This is a genomic window from Ruoffia sp. FAM 24228 (assembly GCF_045528575.1).
GTDB classification, from domain to species: domain Bacteria; phylum Bacillota; class Bacilli; order Lactobacillales; family Aerococcaceae; genus Ruoffia; species Ruoffia halotolerans.
The window spans coordinates 1-17991 of sequence record NZ_JBGQQZ010000050.1 but is presented as its reverse complement, the minus strand read 5'-3'; the positions used below and the strand labels follow the sequence as shown (position 1 = coordinate 17991).

Below are 17991 nucleotides of genomic sequence, written 5' to 3'. Positions count from 1 at the left end.
AGATTTCTTTGTGTTAAAATGAGTGTGTGACATGAAGATTCTCTCCTTATACTATGTTGTGGTGACTTAAGTATAACGAATCTTCATGTCTTTTTTTAGTGTTGCGTTTCATCTTACAACACACCAATTTTTAATTTCAAAAGTTATTCAAGAGAGAATGAGTCCTTTAACTTCTTCCTACATCGATCATAGGCACTTTGCACTTGGGTTTCGCTAATGACCAATTGTTTCGCTATTTCTCTAACACTGTCACCTTTTTGATAATTGAAGAATACTTTACGTTCTAGAGATGACAATGAATCAATAAATAAGTTATGGACTTCTTTCAATTCAATCATATCTTGAGCTGATATATGATAATGATTTTCAATCTGATCTAACAGATTGATTTCACTTTGATTTTTATTACTTTGATATTCAAGTGACAACTCTCTAATACCTCCACCACGCTTATACGCCTGGTCAGCACGACAAAGATTAATGATTCGGTTCTTATATAATAATTTAAAGAAGCCTGAAAATCGGTGTTGTTTTTCTGGATCATACATATCGATGGCTTCTAACATAATAATTTGTGCTTCTTGGTAATAATCTTCTAAATCATAATTAGGAACTTTGATCTGATTAAAACAACTTTTATATAAAGGTACATATCTATTCACTATATGTTCAAAAACATCTGTATTAAATTCTTTCTTTAATCCTATAACCAACGCTTCAATGGTCATTGTCTTCATCGCTCTGTATCCTTCCTGTTTTAAAATAGGATGAAACAGATTAAGTTATGTCTTAGTGGTATTAGTCGCTTTGCCCTTCAATCTCTTCTCGTAAGCGGTCCAATTTCTCTAAATGAGTGACATCCCAAGGACTTCGCCTTCGAATGCGAGAGTCATAAAAAGTACTCACATCGCTTCTAATTTGTGACTTGGCGTAATTTACTTCCATTAGTAACTCATTAGCTGATTGTCTCAGAGCACCTTGTTGAAAGACCATCCACTGCTCGGCTGCATCGCTCGTTGCGACCACGACTCGAGTCAGGGCATTTATATGCTGTTTGACTGTCCGTTCAATATAACTATCTGCTGTTTCCCCTTCTTGTGTGAAGACAACAGTGACATTAAACTCCTCAAAAGTTGAGGTAATTCCTGGGACAAATTGTGCATCAAACACCACAATGACCTCAATATCTCGATACTTTCGATAGTTTGAAAGTTCAAATAATAGCAAATCTCTGGCTCCTTGAATTTCGTCACGTTTCTTTAACTGCTCTAATTCAGGCCAAGCACCAATCATGTTATATCCGTCCACGAAGAGAACTTCTTTTCTGCGCATTTTATCGCTCCTTACATCTTTGGAATACGATGTCTGGCAACTTCATAAGCAAGGATTGCAGTAGCTACACTTGCGTTTAAACTTTGCACATGTCCAATCATCGGGATAGTTACTGTACCATCGGCATTTTTTAGAATATTTTGTGATACACCTTGCCCTTCATTACCAATAACGAGTGCAATCGCGCCTTCACTGTTCCAAGTTCGCATATCTTCGCCTTCCATAGCTGTCGCAAAGATCCAAACACCGCGTTCTTTTAACTCAGTGATTGTTTGAGAAAGGTTCGTTACGCGAATCACCGGGACATGTTCAATCGCTCCGGTTGATGTTTTTGCAACGACCCCAGTTAGTCCTACGGCGCGGCGTTTTGGAATAATAATTCCATGAACACCAACGGCATCAGCCGTTCTAATAATTGACCCTAAGTTATGCGGGTCTTCTATCCCATCTAAAATGAGAAAGAAAGGCGGGACTCCTTGGGAATCAGCTAAGTCAAACGCATCATTCAATGTAGAATATTCAAATGGTGGTACAGTAGCAACAACACCTTGGTGATTTGCATTATCTGTCATATCATCGAGTTTCGATTTTGGAACCTCTTGGAATACAATGCCTTGTTGCTTCACTAGATTCAATATATCAGTAATTGCTGGACCTGAAATCCCCTTTTGTAGAAATAGTTTATTTATTTGTGATTTTGACTCCAATAAATTGATTATAACGTGTTTTCCGTACTGAAATTCGGAATCCTGCGATATTTCTTCGTTATTCTTTGATTTTTTGGGGTCGTTATTTTTTCTATTTGGCTTCGCAGACATATTATCCCTCCTGGTTCTCATCGATATAATCAACGGCTGCCTGTAGAAGTTCTTGCAGGCGATCAAATTTGCGGCTCATATGTAACCAACCAACGAGTGACTCAAAGCCAGTCGCTTGGCGGTAATCTCCGATCGATGCATTTTTAGCTTTTGTATTGGCTTTATTATTTCGACCGCGTTTGTACATCGTAATCTCTTCTTGAGTTAAGTAGTCATCAAAAGATAGCCAATGGTGCATCACACTTGCTTGTCCGCGTGCTTCAACGTATTTTACAGCTGCTTTATGTAATTTATTGGGGCTTGTTTCGCCTTTACTTAAGACATAATCACGGACAAAGACTTCGTAAACAGCGTCTCCAATATAGGCTAAGGCTGCACCGTTGAGTAAGTTTGCTTTTTCATTCATATTAATTCTCTCGTTTCCATTGTGTTCCGTGTGGCGTATCGTCTAGTAGTATTCCTTGGGCTTTTAACTCATCGCGAATTTCATCGGCACGTTGGAAATTACGATCAGCGCGTGCTTGGTTACGTTCATCGATTAAAGCTTGGATTGTCTCGTCAACTAAGTCTTCTTTCTCAAGGACTAAGCCGAAAATACTTAATAATTCATTTAATTTTTGTTTCATTTCAATTAAAACAGCTTTTTCAACTGTTTCTTCTTCAAGATAGTGATTCATCACTTTAACCAGTTCAAACACTGCTGTCATACCATTTGCTGCATTGAAATCGTCATCCATGGCGACTTTAAACGATGTTTCGATCTCATTTACCCGGTCTAACCAGCCAGAATCTTGCACTTCGGTTGTCTCTTCCGTTTGGTCAATACGGTAATTTGTACGGCGTAATACTTCTCTTAAACGAGCAATATTATTTCGCGCATCCTCTAAAGCCGCATCATCATATTTCAACGGACGACGGTAGTGAACTGTTCCTAGAAGATAGCGGACAACCATTGGATCAACCGCCTCAATTAAATCTCTCAATAGAACAAAGTTCCCTAAAGATTTACTCATCTTCTCTTCATCTTGTCCAAACGTCACGAACCCATTATGTAACCAGTAATTTGCAAAAGTCTGGTCATAATGACTTTCTGATTGCGCAATTTCGTTCTCATGATGAGGGAACTCTAAGTCTTGCCCGCCTGCATGAATGTCTAATGTATGGCCTAAATGTTTCGTTGCCATCACTGAACATTCAATATGCCAACCCGGACGTCCTTCTCCCCATGGAGATGCCCAACTAATCTCACCGTCTTTAGCCTTTTTCCATAAAGCAAAATCAATTGGATTCTCTTTACGTGCAAGTTCTTCATCATTTGTACGCTCACTTGCCCCAACACGCAATTCATCTAAAGACATATGAGACAGTTCACCGTATTTTTCAAAGGAGTCTGTTCTAAAATACACATCCCCATCTGCTTCATACGCGTGACCTTTTTCAATTAAACGCTCATTAAATGCCACAATATCTTCAATATGATCCATGACGCGTGGATATTTATTCGCAGGTTTAATATTCAAAGCACCTGTATCTTCCATAAATGCTTCAATATATTTAGCTGCCACCTCTTTAGGCGTTAATCCTTCTTCTTTAGCTGCTTTAATAATCTTATCATCAACGTCGGTAAAATTTGATACATAGTTAACAGTAAATCCACGGTACTCTAAATAGCGACGAATGGTATCGAATGCCACACTACTTCTAGCGTTCCCAATATGAATATAATTATATACAGTGGGTCCACAAACATAAAAAGTCACTTCATTCTCTTTTTGTGGTGTAAAAAATTCTTTTTGTCTAGTTAATGTATTATATAATTGGATACTCATTGTTATTGACTCCTTTATTTAATGTATTCATATCTTATCATAATTACCGCCGTTTACCTATGGAGAGAATAGGTAAGATTCTTCTATTCATTATTCCAATATAAAGAAAAACCACCACCTAAACGCCTGCGCTAAGTGATGGTTTAATGATTATTAGTTATACCTATTCATTTGGAACTAAAGCAAAAGCACGAACACTAAACCCTGGTGACCCAACAATATTCACTGGTGCGACAATAATTACAGCTCCTTGAGTGGGTAATTGCTCTAGATTCTTCATCACTTCGACTTGATATTTATCTAAAGCTAACCAGTAATACTCAGCAGCAAGGGACCCCGTGCGAGTGTAATCGACACCACTATCCGTATCTAATGTCTCATGTCCAATGGCATTCACTTGACGCTCCTTATGTAAATATTCTAATGCCTCGACTGACCAACCTGGCGTGTGACTCACACCTGACTCATCTTTATTATAAAAGGCATCGTGATCTTCCCAACGTCTAGACCATCCGCTTGAAAAAGCAACGAAACTTCCAGCTGGAATCTCTCCATTCTCTTCTTCATACGCTTGAATATCTGCCACACTGACTGTGAAATCAGAATTTACTTCCACTTTCTCTTCAAAATGCAGTACATACAACGGAAGAATTAACTCATCTAAAGTTAACTCGTCTAAAGTACGTTTACCCGTTGCGAAATGAATCGGTGCATCAATATGGGTACCGTATTGGCTCGGCAGTGTAAATTCTTTAGCATAAAATCCATCTAAATCAATGTTAAAGATGACTTTCTCTGTTAAAATTTCTAAAGCTGAAAACTTTGGAATCTTATCAGAAACTGGATGACTTAAATCAACTCGCTTAGCACTTAATAATAGTTGAGCGAAATCAGTTTGAGTCATATCTATCCCCACACTTCTTCAGCAACTGATTGAACTAAACGGATCTTATCCCATTGTTGTTCTTCTGTTAAGATATTGCCTTCTTCAGTTGAAGCAAAGCCACATTGTGGACTTAGACATAAGCGTTCTAACGGAACAAATTCCGCCGCTTCATGAATGCGTTTAATTAATGTTTCCCGATCTTCTAACTCACCATCTTTTGATGTTACTAAACCTAGAACAACGTATTTATCATCAGATACATATTCTAATGGTTCAAATCCGCCCGCACGATCCGTATCGTATTCTAAGAAGTATGCGTCGTAATTCCCTCGGTCAAATAAGGGTTGTGCAACTTCATTATAACCGCCTTCTGTTGCCCATTTTGAATGATAATTTCCTCGACATACATGGGTATTAATAACTAAATCTTCCGGTGCACCTTCTAAAGCTTTATTATTGGCAGTAATATAAAGTTCTTTTAATTTTTGACGAGTTTCTGCTTTTGCTCTTTCTTCTATATTATCTGAGTTTAACTGTAATTTAGTAGATACGCCTTCAGGGTTCTCTGACACAATCATCCCCCATGTACAGTCATCTAATTGGATTGTACGAGCTCCAGCGTCATATAAATCACGAATAACTTGTTGGTAAGCTTTTGCTACATCGTTAACTAATGCTTCTTCACTAGAATATACTGCTTGAGTGGCTTCAATGTTTTCTGGGCGATATAATTCAGCAAGTAATTGAGCTGGTGCTGGGAAAGTTTGTTTTGCTTCAATACCTTCGGACACATGATCACGAACAAACTTAAAATCCTCAACAAACGGATGATTTTCACCTGAAACTGGTCCTGATAATCGAGCTGTTTCGGCACGAGTATACTCACCGTGGAATTGATAACCACCGTCGTTAACTTTTTCAACCCCGTTTAAGCCCCAGAAGAAATCAAGATGCCACCAACTACGGCGAAACTCACCATCTGTCACTGCTTTAAGTCCAACTTCTTCTTGTTTTTTAATTAATTCAATAATGAATTTATCTTCAACGTCTTTTAACTCTGCTTGTGTAATTTTTCCTTCAGCAAACTTTGCTCTAGCTGCTTTTAACTCCTCTGGTCTTAAGTAACTTCCTACAACATCATAGCGAAATGGTGAACGTGTGCGTTTTGTAAAAGTAGTCAAGTGTGTTCCTCCTAATATTTTAAAATAATTTAATCAAAGAATTTATGGTAATAAAAAAATCCGTCCCTTTGTTATAAAAACAAAGGGACGGATTATCCGTGTTACCACCCTAATTTACAATCGTTTTACAACGATTGCCTCAACAATGCCAGATAAACTAACTCTATCTGAGATTCGGCAATATAACGGTTGCACCCGTCTAGATAGCGTTAACCATGCTAGCCACTTAGAGCTCATCTTCCTTACCTTTAACTAGACCCTTTCTCACCAACCGGGCTCTCTTTACATGTCTTCAGTAAGTACTCTTCTCTTCGATGTGTTTCTTTAAATATTGATTAATATTTGATTATAATTTAACTCTTAAATAAGAAGAAGTCAAGTGAAATCTTTCCGTTATCTCATATTTTTTATAAAAGTTTTGTAAAACACATCTTTTCACTTCATCAGTGAATTCATTGATGCCATGAGAACCTCTACAGATTTTTTGAAAACTTTTTATAAAAGAGCTTACGATTCGACTACCTATTGATTCTGTAACTCAATTCGTTCGTACAGAATCTAATGCGGTAGTTCGTCCTTTGCATGGCACATGAATTCTCTGATGTCGCTTCAACGTGCTGAATAGTAATCTAGAGAAATATATTATTTAAAATTATTATCACAGAGTGAGTTTATGAAAGTGAAAAGAGTGTGAGATACCGTAGTAACAAGACGACTGGACGCACTAGAAACCGTAGGAGCAGAGCCACGTAAGGATTCAGTAGTACAGCGAGGTGGAAGATATATCCCTTAACGAAAGTCGATGGGATTAGCTGAAGACGTTCCACTACGGTCACCGAACCCTTCTCACTGGAATATATGAAATAACTCCAAAACAAAAAGGACCCGACAGCGTCGGATCCTTGTATTAAAAATATGTTTAATTCATTTGAGTTTTCACTTGTTTAATGTGATCTAACGCTTTTTCTTTACCTAAAACTTCAATCACGCTTGGTAAGTCTGGACCATGCATTTGTCCGCTGACAGCGATACGAATAGGCATGAATAACTTGCGACCTTTAACGCCAGTTTCTTTTTGAATCTCTTTCATTAACGGTTTAATGTTTTCTGAAATAAATTCAGCTTCTGGTAAAGCTTCTAATTTCTCAGCCATTGCGTCGATAACAACAGAAGCTGTCTCTTGGCTTAGCTCTTCTTTTGAAGCTTCATCAATATGTAAATCATCATTGAAGAATAAACTTGATAAATCAACGATTTGTGCACCGTATGACATTTCGTCGTGATATAAGCTTACTAATTTACGCGCCCATTCAATTTCTTTCTTATCAGGTTCACCGTCAATCAAACCAGCCTCTTGTAAATGAGGTAATGATAAATCAACAATCTCATCTAAGCTTGCAGCTTTAACGTAAGTATTGTTAATCCAATCTAATTTCTTCGCGTCAAACGCGGCTGGAGAGGTTGATAAACGATCAACATCAAAGATTTTGATAAATTCTTCTTTAGAGAAGATTTCATCTTCACCTTTTGGTGACCAACCTAATAACGTAATAAAGTTAAACATTGCTTCTGGTAAGTAACCTAAACGACGGTACTGTTCGATGAATTGTAAAATTCCACCGTCACGTTTACTTAATTTTTTGTTCGTTTCACTGTTAACAATTAATGTCATGTGACCGAACTTTGGATATTCCCAACCAAACGCATCATAAATCATCATTTGTTTTGGAGTATTTGCAATATGGTCGTCACCACGTAAAACGTGAGAAATTTCCATAAAGTGGTCATCCACAGCAACAGCAAAGTTATAAGTAGGCATACCATCTTTCTTTTGAATAACCCAGTCACCTGAGATATTTTTTGATTCAAAGCTTACTTTCCCTTTAACCATATCTTCAAATTCATAGACTTCGTCTGCAGGAACACGGAAGCGAATCGCTGGAACACGTCCTTGCGCTTCATATGCGTCGCGCTCCTCTTGAGTTAAATTAGAGTGTTGTCCGCCATAGTGTGGCATTTCTCCGCGTGCACGTTGTGCTTCACGCTCAGCTTCTAACTCTTCTTCAGTCATATAACATTTATATGCTTTATCTTCTTCGATTAATTGATCGATTAATGGTTGGTAAATGCTTAGTCGTTCAGATTGACGGTATGGACCATATTCACCCGGGTTTAATGGGGATTCATCCCAATCAATACCTAACCAGCTTAAGTTATCTAACTGGCTTGCTTCACCATAATCTAAGTTACGGCGAGTATCTGTATCTTCCGTTCTAATTATAAAGTCTCCCCCGTTATGGCGAGCAAATAAATAATTGAATAACGCTGTACGCGCATTCCCAATATGTAATTCTCCTGTTGGACTTGGTGCATATCTTACACGAATTTTAGAACTCATTCGATTCAAACTCCTTTTATCTTTAATTTAATTTTATTTACTTTCAATTCTACCACTTGAATGTGTAGGTTTTGCAAAAATCATACGCCCTGCTGCTGTTTGAATGGTACTTGTGACTACAACAGAAATACGTTCATTCATAAAGTGCTGTCCTTCTTCGACAACAATCATTGTACCATCTTCTAAGTAGGCTACCCCTTGTTTACGTTCAGTACCCGCTTTAATCACTAATACTTCCAGTTCCTCGCCAGGGATTAATACAGGTTTAACTGCATTCGCTAATTCATTGATATTAAATATTGGAATTGCTTGGAATTCAGCCACTTTATTTAAGTTGAAATCATTCGTCACAATCGCTGCATCAATTAATTTAGCTAAGCGAACAAGTTTACTATCGACTTCATCAATATCTTCGAAGTCACCCTCATAAAATTCAATCGGTACTACTTCATTTTTCTGCAATTCATTCAATATGTCAAGTCCGCGACGTCCTTTGGCACGTTTTAATGAATCAGCAGAGTCGGCAATATATTGTAACTCTTGAAGAACAAAGTTTGGTATCACTAACACACCTTCTAAGAAGTTTGTGTGAACGATATCCGCAATCCGCCCATCAATAATAACACTCGTATCGAGTAATTTATACTTTCTAAACGTCTCATCTGCCTTACGTTCTAACACTTGATTGTCTGAACTTTCCTCTTTTTCGCCTACTGGCTTGCTAAACTGTCCAATGAAATTCTGCCACTCTTCTTTACGACTAGTTGCTGTATTATAACCTACTAAGGCAAGTGTCACTGATAATACGACAGGTAAAACTTCTGAAACAAAAGGAATATTTAATGATGCAAAAGGCAAAGCAATTAAATACCCTAAGATTAAACCGATTAAAATCCCAATTAATCCTAAGACTAGATTTGAAATTGATAATTGATTAATTTTTTCCATAAGTCGTTTCACTGATTTCTCTATTAATGGGGCTGTCAATGTACCCAATAGAATGAATAATAGGCCAAAAATAATAGCATTAATATAAGGATTACTTAAGTAACTTAAACGAATATTTAAATTTGCCCACAAATGCGGACCAACAGATACCCCAAAACTTAATCCAATAATAATGGATAAAAATATAATAATTCTCTTATACATTATGTCACCTCCTAAACATATTTTGACTCTTAATAATCTTACTTTCACGTAGCTAGCGTGGAAATACTTTTCTTACAGCTTCTTGAATGGTTTTGACAGGAACAATTTCAATGTCAAAAACATCTTTTAAATCTTGGTAATTATTCTTTGGAATAAAGACCCGTTTAAAACCTAATTTAGCCGTCTCTTTTAGACGTTCTTCGATTTGACTCACGCGGCGGATTTCTCCAGTCAAGCCAATCTCACCAATATAACAATCATCCACTTGTGTGGGCTTATTCCAATAGCTTGAAGCGATACTCATCGCAATCGCTAAATCAATCGCGGGCTCGTCTAATTTTATACCACCTGTAATCTTAAAGAAGGCGTCTTGGTTTTGAACTAAGAGACTACAATGCTTCTCCATCACTGCAAGTAACAGTGATATACGTTGATAATCAATCCCACTCGCTGTTCGCTTAGCAGTCCCATAGACAGTCGGTGTCATGAGCGATTGAACTTCAGCTAAGATGGTCCGCGTCCCCTCTAAGGCCGCAACTACCGTTGATCCTGTTGCTCCAGGAATTCGTTCTTCCAAGAAGAGTTGTGACGGATTACCGACTTCTTTCAATCCAACGTCTAACATTTCAAACACACCGAGTTCATTTGTTGATCCGAAACGGTTTTTTACTGCTCTAAGGACTCTAAAGCGGTTATGCTTCTCACCTTCAAAGTATAAGACCGTATCTACCATATGTTCTAACATACGAGGTCCAGCAATATTGCCTTCTTTAGTTACATGACCGACAATAAAAATTGCGATTCGGTTTGACTTAGCAATACGCATTAGAATTGCGGTCGCTTCACGGACTTGTGACACAGAGCCAGCAACTCCTGTATGATCAGGTATCGACATTGTCTGAATAGAGTCAATCACGACCATGTCTGGTTCTAAACGTTGGATTTCACGGGCAATTAAAGCTAAATTCGTATCAGCTAACAAGTAGAAATTATCGTTATTTAATTCTAAACGTTCTGCACGTATCTTAATTTGAGAAAAACTTTCCTCACCTGTAACATACAAAATCTTTTGCTTTTGAGCGAGTTGCATCGCAACTTGTAAAAGAAGTGTTGATTTACCAATTCCTGGATCTCCACCAATTAATACGAGTGAACCCTCAACAACCCCGCCACCGAGGACTCGGTCAAACTCTTGAAAGTCAGTACTCATTCGATCTTCTTGAGTATATTCAATTTCGTCTAATTTTAAAGCGCTACCTTCTTGGCGTTGCTTCGATGTTTGGACATTTATTTGGTCTTTACCCTCTGCAGCAACAATATCAGCTGGTTTTTCTTCCATCTGATTCCATGCACCACAACTTGGACACTTACCTAGCCATTTAGGAGATTCATAACCACAAGCTAAACATTCATACATTAATTTCTTTTTAGCCACGATGATCCTCCTTTTATTTATTCAGTGTCTGAAGAACCAAACCCACCTGTACGTTGAGTTAAGCCACCTTCATCGCCATCTGTTTTTAAAAACTTCGTAAAGATTCCTTGAGCAATACGATCACCTTTTTTAATCGTGAAATCTAATAAACCATAGTTAATGAGTTGAACATAAATATGTCCTTCGTTCTTCTCATTATTATAATAGTCTTGATCAATGATTCCGATACTATTCGGCAAGCTTAAAAAGCGTTTAAGAGGATTGCTTGAACGGTTCACAATTTGTAAGTACTCATCCTCTTGCATATACGATTTAAGTCCTGTCGGCACTAGTGTTGATTTCAAAAGAGTTGAATTTTCCTCAGTCTCAGTTGGCTTCGTTGGTGCAATGTTAAAGATTTTTCTGAATTCGTCAGCAAAATAACCGAGTAATTGCTTCACCATACTTGGAATCACAATTGTCTCGGCTGATTCGATATCATATCCTGCCGCATGCGTGGTTGAGCGTTGTGGGATTTGAATATCTTTATCATAATACGCTTTGACTACTTCAAAGCCACGTAATTTTTCTTCTGTCATGGTCATCCTCTTTCTATCAGTTTCTTATATTCTATTCTAACAAATTTCAGCCCTTAAATGGAGACTAAGCATTTCTTTTTCTATGATTAATTTATGAATGTCTCTCTATAAAGTATTATAATATGTTAAACCATTTATGAACTTCATTATATCTGGATTAGAGTGAAGTTTACTCATTCAAATAAAAACCAAAAACCCGCTTGTATGTTAGATGTAGCTGGTACAAATTATACGCTAATCTGTCTAACAAACATACAGGGTTTTGGTTTTTATATTGTCTTTTAAATTGGTAAATTTTATTTATTTAAATGTTCTTCAATATCTCGCGGTGCCCAAACTGAAATGGAGCCACCATTTACTGGGAACGTTCCCCAGCCGTCTTCTTCAATGGTTACTTCACCATCATGATGGCCTAAGTAATCCACAAACACTTCACCTGGCTTGGCAGTCGACACTTGCATACGTTTCTCTCCACCGCTATTATTACTAATAACTGTAGCTAAACCATCTGGGAAAGTTTCATTCCCTTGACGAGTCCAGCCGACAACATACGCATCATCAAAGTAATCATATTGATCACCGTACGCAAACGTTCGGCGAATAAATAATAACTTATCAATGATTTCTTGAAAACTTGTTTGACCAAACTCACCTTCGACACCGTAATAATCTCCATAGAAGACCGTAGGTAAGCCAGATTCACTTAGGAGTATAATACCATAAGCAAGCGGTTTAAACCAATCTTCTACAAAGCTTTCTAATGACTGCCCATGTTGCGTATCATGATTCTCAACAAAGGTTACTGCATACCACGGATTTTCTTTCATCAGCGTTCCATCAAAGATTTGGCTTAAATCATAGGCCTCCCCTTGTTTACTTGCATCAAAGAAGTTCATATGAAGTTTAACATCTACTAAATCAAAGCCATATTCAATATCTTCTAAATAGCCTACTTTTGAGTCATAGTCGGCTACCCAATACTCACCAAATACATAGAAGTTTTCTGCCCCCATTGCATCCGTTAAAATAGATACTAAATCTGCCACAACTTTTCTGTCGATATGCTTAATCGCATCCAATCTGAACCCAGATATACCAGTGGTTTCAATGAACCAACTCGCCCAATCTTTAACATTTTGAATGACTTCAGGGTGATCAAAATCAATGTCAGAAAACATTAAAAAGTCGAAATTCCCTTTTTCGCCATCAACATTTTCATTGTCGGCCCAACCTTTATTCTCACCTTGGATTTGGAAGATTCCTGTCTCGTCATTACGCGCATCATAATCGAGCCCTGAGAAATGATACCAATGCCATTCAAAATCATTGTATTTTTTATTACGTCCTGGGAAATTAAAATGCGTGTAGCCTTCAATTTCATAAGGTTCAGAAATCGGTTGTTGGCGATTTTCTGGATCCATTTTCATTACAGTAAAGGTCTCTTTTTTATCTCCATTTGCCTTATGGTTCAAGACGATATCTGCAATTGGCTTAATGCCGTTCTCTTTCAACGCATTAATAGCATCTAAATATTCATCTTTTGTTCCGTATTTAGTTCTAACACTTCCGTTTTGGTCAAATTCACCTAAATCAAAAATATCATAGACACCATAACCTGGATCATTTGTCCCTGTTGCTTTAAAGGCTGGTGGCATCCAAACCGACGTAATCCCAATTGAAGCTAAGTGTTTTGCGTCATCTTTTAAACGTTGCCAATGTTTTCCGTCATCTGGCAAGTACCATTCGAAATACTGCATTAATACACTGTTTAAATTATTCATTGTATACCTCGCTTCTTTTAAGTTGATATTGAAATTATATTTATTTTACCATAATATTCCAAAAGCAAACATTAATAGGCATTATTGAAAGTAATTTACCTTTCTTTGGTATAATCAATTAAAGGAGCAGTGATGTATGATGATTACAGAAAATGATAAAAAATATTTAAATCGTTGTGTTGAATTAGCGCAATTAGCCTTAGAAAAAGGCGATGAACCGTTCGGTTCGGTCCTTATTTCTGAAGATGGGGAAACTTTATTTGAAGATTATAATCATGTCTCGGGCGGCGACCATACACAACATCCCGAATTTGCGATTGCGCGCTGGGCTGCGCAAAATATGAAACCAGAAGAAAGAGCAAAAGCAACTGTCTATACTTCGGGTGAGCATTGTCCAATGTGTTCAGCTGCCCATGCTTGGGTTGGTTTGGACCGGATTGTCTATGCAAGTTCTTCGAAGCAACTAGCAACCTGGCTAGAAGAACTTAATGTGGACCCATCGCCTGTTTATAACCTACCGATTGAAGAAGTCATCCGCGACGCAAATGTTGATGGCCCTGATCCAGACTTAGCTGAAGCTGTTCGTCAATTGCATATTCAACTTCATTCCCAATAACCTATTCACGAAACCCTTTTCATTGAGTTTGAAACTTAATTCCGTTATCGTGTTGATAAGAGGAGTGATAGTTATGAATTACAAACGCTTTGATCAAACCATCGTTTTACGTTTAGACCGCGGAGAAAAGGTAAAAGAATCCATTCAAGCGGTTTGTGAAAAAGAAAATGTAACGCTCGCAACAGTGAATGGTATCGGAGGCTTAGATAGTGCTTCGATTGGCATTTATAATTTTGACACTTCGGATTATAAGATTAATGAATTTAATGAGTTTTTAGAGTTAACTTCCTTGTTAGGTAACGTCACTCAAATGGATGGCGAATATTATGGGCATTTCCATGCAATTGTGGGTAATAGTAAAGGCGATGCTTTTGCTGGAGATTTAGATGAAGCCGTTATTGGCGCTGCAGGCGAAATCTTTATCCATATTATTAACGGCACCGTTGAACGTTCCGTTGATGACGAAACGGGTCTAAACGTATTAAACTTTGATAAATAAACAAAATAGCAAGGCTGCTTCTTTTGAGCGTGTAGTGAACCCCAAAAGTTGGAGTTTATTCAATTAAATATTAAGCAGACAATTGAGTGTCTTGTTTTCGGTATTCAACCGGAGATAAGCCACTCAATTTTTGTTTAATGCGATCATGGTTATAGTAATAAATGTAGTCTTCCATTCGTTGTTTTAGCTCAGTATAGGTGCCTGGCTAGATATTTAATAATTACTGAAGTTAATAGATACTCAAAAACCCGCTAGCAGAAATTTGCTGGCGGGTTTCTTCATTACACTTAATTAAATTCAACTGCTACTCCAAAGTGATCGCTCACGACGGGTTCTTTTTTGCCATCAAAAACAACTCGGTAATTTTTAACTTCTCCCGGGTAATCCGTAAAGATATAATCGATTCTTTTTTCATCCGTATGGCCTTCCCATCCGTCAATAGCACTCAAAACGGTTGCAGATCCAATCTTTTCTTCTGCCTGAACATAGGCATCTTTTAATTGAGGAGCCGTCGTTTTTATATAGTCATAACCTTCATCTCTAAGCCTCGCCTCGTTATTAAAATCACCCATAAAAAGATGAATCTTCTGACTCTCTTTTTCAATATGAGGAAGCGTATTATCCCATTCATACTTGAATAAATGATCACCTGATGGATCTAACCACCAAGAGTAGTGGCATGAAAAGACTACCCATTCTTTACCTTCAAGGCTTACATTACCTTTTAGAACTCTTCTGGTGTAGTGATTCGCATAATCCGATATTTCAGATAGTAAGAAACTTTCTGGACTGAAAGGTGTTTTGGATAAAATAGCCACACCTTCATCGTACACATCATAGCCAATATGATTGGCTGTCCAACTCCAATAGTAATGAAGTCCACGCTCTTTTAGCAACTGAACGATGAGATATGCAAAGTTATCTTCCTTTATAGCAACAGGATACATTTCTCCAGAAGCTTGGATAAATAAATCGTCCACAATTTCTTTCGCTTCCATCGTTTGATTAATTTCCTGAAGAGCGATAATTTGAAAATCTTCTTTGGCAATATAATCAACGATTTGTCTTAATTTTAATTCTGGATCCTCTTCCATCCATGAATGCGTATTCAGTGTTAAAACGTTCAATTTATTTCTCCATTCTAACCAATGTTTCTATCATTCACTCGACCAATCTCTGTATCTTCGGAGATATCATTCGTTTGAATGAACTCAAAGTCTTGATTTTCTGTCAAGTTCGTAAAAACAACCATGATAGTGGTATCTTTTTCTGCTTTTTTAATCGAAGCCAAGTCCATTTCAGCTATTTTATCTCCTGCAATGACTCCTTGACCTTCTTCAACAAAGATTTCAAAACCTTCACCTTCTAATTCAACTGTATCTATTCCTAAATGAATAAGTACTTCAATTCCACTTGCTGTTTCAATACCAATTGCATGTTTGGTTGGGAAGACATTTTGAATTGTACCATCTACTGGAGAGACGACTGTATTTGATGAAGGGTTCACTGCATAGCCGTCACCCATCATTTTCTGAGCAAATACTTCATCATTTACTTCAGTAATCGGAAGCACGTCACCTTTTGCTACAGGGAAAATTGCTGTTGCGAGTCCTTTTGAATCTGTAGCCACTACTTCCTTTTCATCCATTTCAGGTGTTTCATCAAGTTTAGATTCTGGAATAGGTGCATTAGAGCTCAATACATCCATAATATCAGATTTTAAGACATCTGCTTTCGGTCCATAAACTGCTTGAACTCCTTTATTTTTCTTCACAAGCCCCATTGCGCCTGCTTTTTTCCAAGCGTTTTCGTCTCCAACAGAATCAATATCATTAACAGAAACACGTAAGCGAGTCATACAAGCATCTACATCTGTAATGTTTTCTTTACCACCTAATAAGTGAATAATATCATACACTTGTTGTGTAGCATCTACAGGCTCTCCATTTTCAGATGCTACTTCTCCACCTTCGTAATTTCCATTACGTCCTGGTGTTGCATAATTGAATTTCTTAATTAAGAAGTTTGCAATAAAGTAAGTCAATATTCCGAATAGAAGGGTTACCCAAACAAAGTTAATTAAATCCATACCTAGTCCCGCACGAATCGCTAATGGCGTACGTGTAAGCAATTCAATGTTACCAAACGAGTGAACACGTAAGTTTACGATATCAGCCATCGCAAATGCTGCTCCTTGGATTACCGCATAAACGATATACAAAGGCATAGCTGCGAACATAAACATAAACTCAAGTGGTTCTGTAACACCTGTTAAAAATACAGCTAAAGCAGCTGATACATACATTGATTTATGTGTTTTTAGTTTGTCTTTATCGACATTTTTATACATGGCATAAGATAGACCCATTAAGATACCTGATGATCCAATCATTTGTCCGACTTTAAAACGAGCAGGGACTACATTATTAAATAATGCTTGATAAGTTGCTGTATCACCAGCAGCATCTAAGTTAATTAAATCTCTTACCCATGCTAACCATAGCGGGTCTTGACCGAATACCATAGTACCCTGCTGTGCACCACTTAATACTTCATAGGTTCCTCCAAGAGGTGTGTAGTTAATTGGAATAGTTAACATGTGGTGTAAACCAAATGGTAATAATAGACGCTCTAATGTACCAAATAAGAATGGAGCTAAGACTGGAGCTGAGTCTTGTGATCCAGCAATCCATACACCGAAACTATTAATACCACTTTGAATAAATGGCCAAACAATCGCTAATACAATTGAAGCAATTAAAGACCATAAGATAACAACAAATGGTACAAATCGTTTTCCGTTAAAGAAGGATAAGGCATCGGGTAGTTTTCTAAAATTATAATATTTATTGTAAGCAACCGCTCCCATAAATCCCGCAATAATACCGACGAAAACCCCCATATTTAAAGCTGGTGCCTCTAAAATACTAACAAAATAACCATCAATTGGTATTTCTGCTCCAAATAATGTTTGTGTTACTGCATTTGGGTCAGCTAACATTTCACTGGTTACGCCAAAAATCGCTCCTGTAATTCGGTTAATTAGAATAAAACTGATCCCGGCAGCAAAGGCACCCCCAGCTCTATCTTTTGCCCAACTTCCACCGATTGCTAATGCAAATAAGATATGTAAATTTCCAATAATTGCCCAACCAATATTCTCAATCACACTACCAATCGAAATCAAAGCTTGCATATCTGGATTAATTAGAGGAAGTGATCCACCAATACTAATCATTAATCCTGCAGCTGGCATAACAGCAATAACGCCCATTAAGGCTTTCCCGAATTTTTGCCAAAATTCAAAATTAAATATTTTTTTCATCTTTCTTCTCCTTGTCTTCTTTTATTTTTTATATTCGCCGATTGTAAAATTAAGCTAGACAACTAAAACAGCCATTTGTGGTACACTCAACTTGTAATTCCGACCAAAGAATACAAAGGAGTGACCACAAATGACCTACACCCATCTTACCACGGATGAAC

At 37.5% G+C, this 17991-nt stretch carries 15 protein-coding genes, 2 pseudogenes and 1 other annotated feature; of the genes and pseudogenes, 2 read left to right on the top strand and 15 right to left on the bottom strand.

Annotated features, from left to right (window positions below):
* Positions 1-143: 143 nt before the first annotated feature.
* From ACEN33_RS09035 to ACEN33_RS08980, 12 genes are all read right to left on the bottom strand, one after another.
* Positions 144-737 (bottom strand): sigma-70 family RNA polymerase sigma factor, encoded by a 594-nt coding sequence (locus ACEN33_RS09035; protein ID WP_138404230.1) that lies wholly within the window; start codon positions 735-737, stop codon positions 144-146.
* 61 nt (positions 738-798) lie between these two features.
* Positions 799-1332, bottom strand: a complete 534-nt coding sequence (locus ACEN33_RS09030; RefSeq protein WP_338486781.1) for an NYN domain-containing protein — start codon at positions 1330-1332, stop codon at positions 799-801.
* 11 nt (positions 1333-1343) lie between these two features.
* Positions 1344-2150, bottom strand: coding sequence for a 23S rRNA (guanosine(2251)-2'-O)-methyltransferase RlmB (rlmB, locus tag ACEN33_RS09025; protein WP_338486783.1), 807 nt, complete (start codon positions 2148-2150; stop codon positions 1344-1346).
* 1 nt (position 2151) lies between these two features.
* A complete protein-coding gene (locus tag ACEN33_RS09020; protein ID WP_407090886.1) occupies positions 2152-2556 on the bottom strand; it encodes a Mini-ribonuclease 3 in 405 nt (134 codons plus the stop codon).
* 1 nt (position 2557) lies between these two features.
* Complete coding sequence (gene cysS, locus ACEN33_RS09015) at positions 2558-3979, bottom strand: cysteine--tRNA ligase (protein ID WP_407094901.1); 1422 nt, start codon at positions 3977-3979, stop codon at positions 2558-2560.
* Between the two features lie 163 nt (positions 3980-4142).
* Complete coding sequence (locus ACEN33_RS09010) at positions 4143-4883, bottom strand: cyclase family protein (protein WP_407090884.1); 741 nt, start codon at positions 4881-4883, stop codon at positions 4143-4145.
* Between the two features lie 2 nt (positions 4884-4885).
* A complete protein-coding gene (locus ACEN33_RS09005; protein WP_407090883.1) occupies positions 4886-6046 on the bottom strand; it encodes a 5-methyltetrahydropteroyltriglutamate--homocysteine S-methyltransferase in 1161 nt (386 codons plus the stop codon).
* Between the two features lie 80 nt (positions 6047-6126).
* Positions 6127-6370, bottom strand: a binding site (T-box leader).
* Positions 6371-6965: 595 nt separating this feature from the next.
* Entirely contained in the window at positions 6966-8444 is a 1479-nt protein-coding gene (gene gltX, locus ACEN33_RS09000; protein WP_138404237.1) for a glutamate--tRNA ligase, read from the bottom strand.
* Positions 8445-8477: 33 nt separating this feature from the next.
* The gene (locus ACEN33_RS08995) at positions 8478-9596 is read right to left on the bottom strand and encodes a PIN/TRAM domain-containing protein (RefSeq protein ID WP_138404238.1); all 1119 of its coding nucleotides are present in this window, start codon (positions 9594-9596) and stop codon (positions 8478-8480) included.
* 52 nt (positions 9597-9648) lie between these two features.
* Complete coding sequence (gene radA / locus ACEN33_RS08990) at positions 9649-11013, bottom strand: DNA repair protein RadA (protein WP_235888772.1); 1365 nt, start codon at positions 11011-11013, stop codon at positions 9649-9651.
* A 35-nt stretch (positions 11014-11048) separates the two neighbouring features.
* On the bottom strand, positions 11049-11609 hold the full coding sequence (locus ACEN33_RS08985) for a dUTP diphosphatase (protein ID WP_407090859.1): 561 nt from the start codon (positions 11607-11609) through the stop codon (positions 11049-11051).
* Positions 11610-11905: 296 nt separating this feature from the next.
* Entirely contained in the window at positions 11906-13390 is a 1485-nt protein-coding gene (locus ACEN33_RS08980) for an alpha-amylase (protein WP_407094900.1), read from the bottom strand.
* Positions 13391-13526: 136 nt separating this feature from the next.
* Here ACEN33_RS08980 and ACEN33_RS08975 point away from each other — a divergent pair, with 136 nt between their 5' ends.
* Together ACEN33_RS08975 and ACEN33_RS08970 are read left to right on the top strand one after the other, a co-directional pair.
* Positions 13527-14006, top strand: coding sequence for a nucleoside deaminase (locus tag ACEN33_RS08975; protein WP_235888769.1), 480 nt, complete (start codon positions 13527-13529; stop codon positions 14004-14006).
* 73 nt (positions 14007-14079) lie between these two features.
* Positions 14080-14505, top strand: coding sequence for a PPC domain-containing DNA-binding protein (locus ACEN33_RS08970; RefSeq protein WP_407090857.1), 426 nt, complete (start codon positions 14080-14082; stop codon positions 14503-14505).
* A gap of 70 nt (positions 14506-14575) precedes the next feature.
* Here ACEN33_RS08970 and ACEN33_RS08965 read toward each other — a convergent pair.
* The 3 genes and pseudogenes from ACEN33_RS08965 to ACEN33_RS08955 all read right to left on the bottom strand — a co-directional run.
* Positions 14576-14701 (bottom strand): annotated as a pseudogene (locus ACEN33_RS08965) (IS3 family transposase); the annotation flags it as partial.
* Between the two features lie 91 nt (positions 14702-14792).
* Positions 14793-15632 carry an endonuclease/exonuclease/phosphatase family protein gene (locus ACEN33_RS08960; RefSeq protein ID WP_407090856.1) on the bottom strand — a complete coding sequence of 280 codons (840 nt, stop codon included), beginning with the start codon at positions 15630-15632 and terminating at the stop codon, positions 14793-14795.
* A 107-nt stretch (positions 15633-15739) separates the two neighbouring features.
* Positions 15740-17830 (bottom strand): annotated as a pseudogene (locus ACEN33_RS08955) (PTS transporter subunit IIBC); the annotation flags it as partial.
* Positions 17831-17991: the final 161 nt, after the last annotated feature.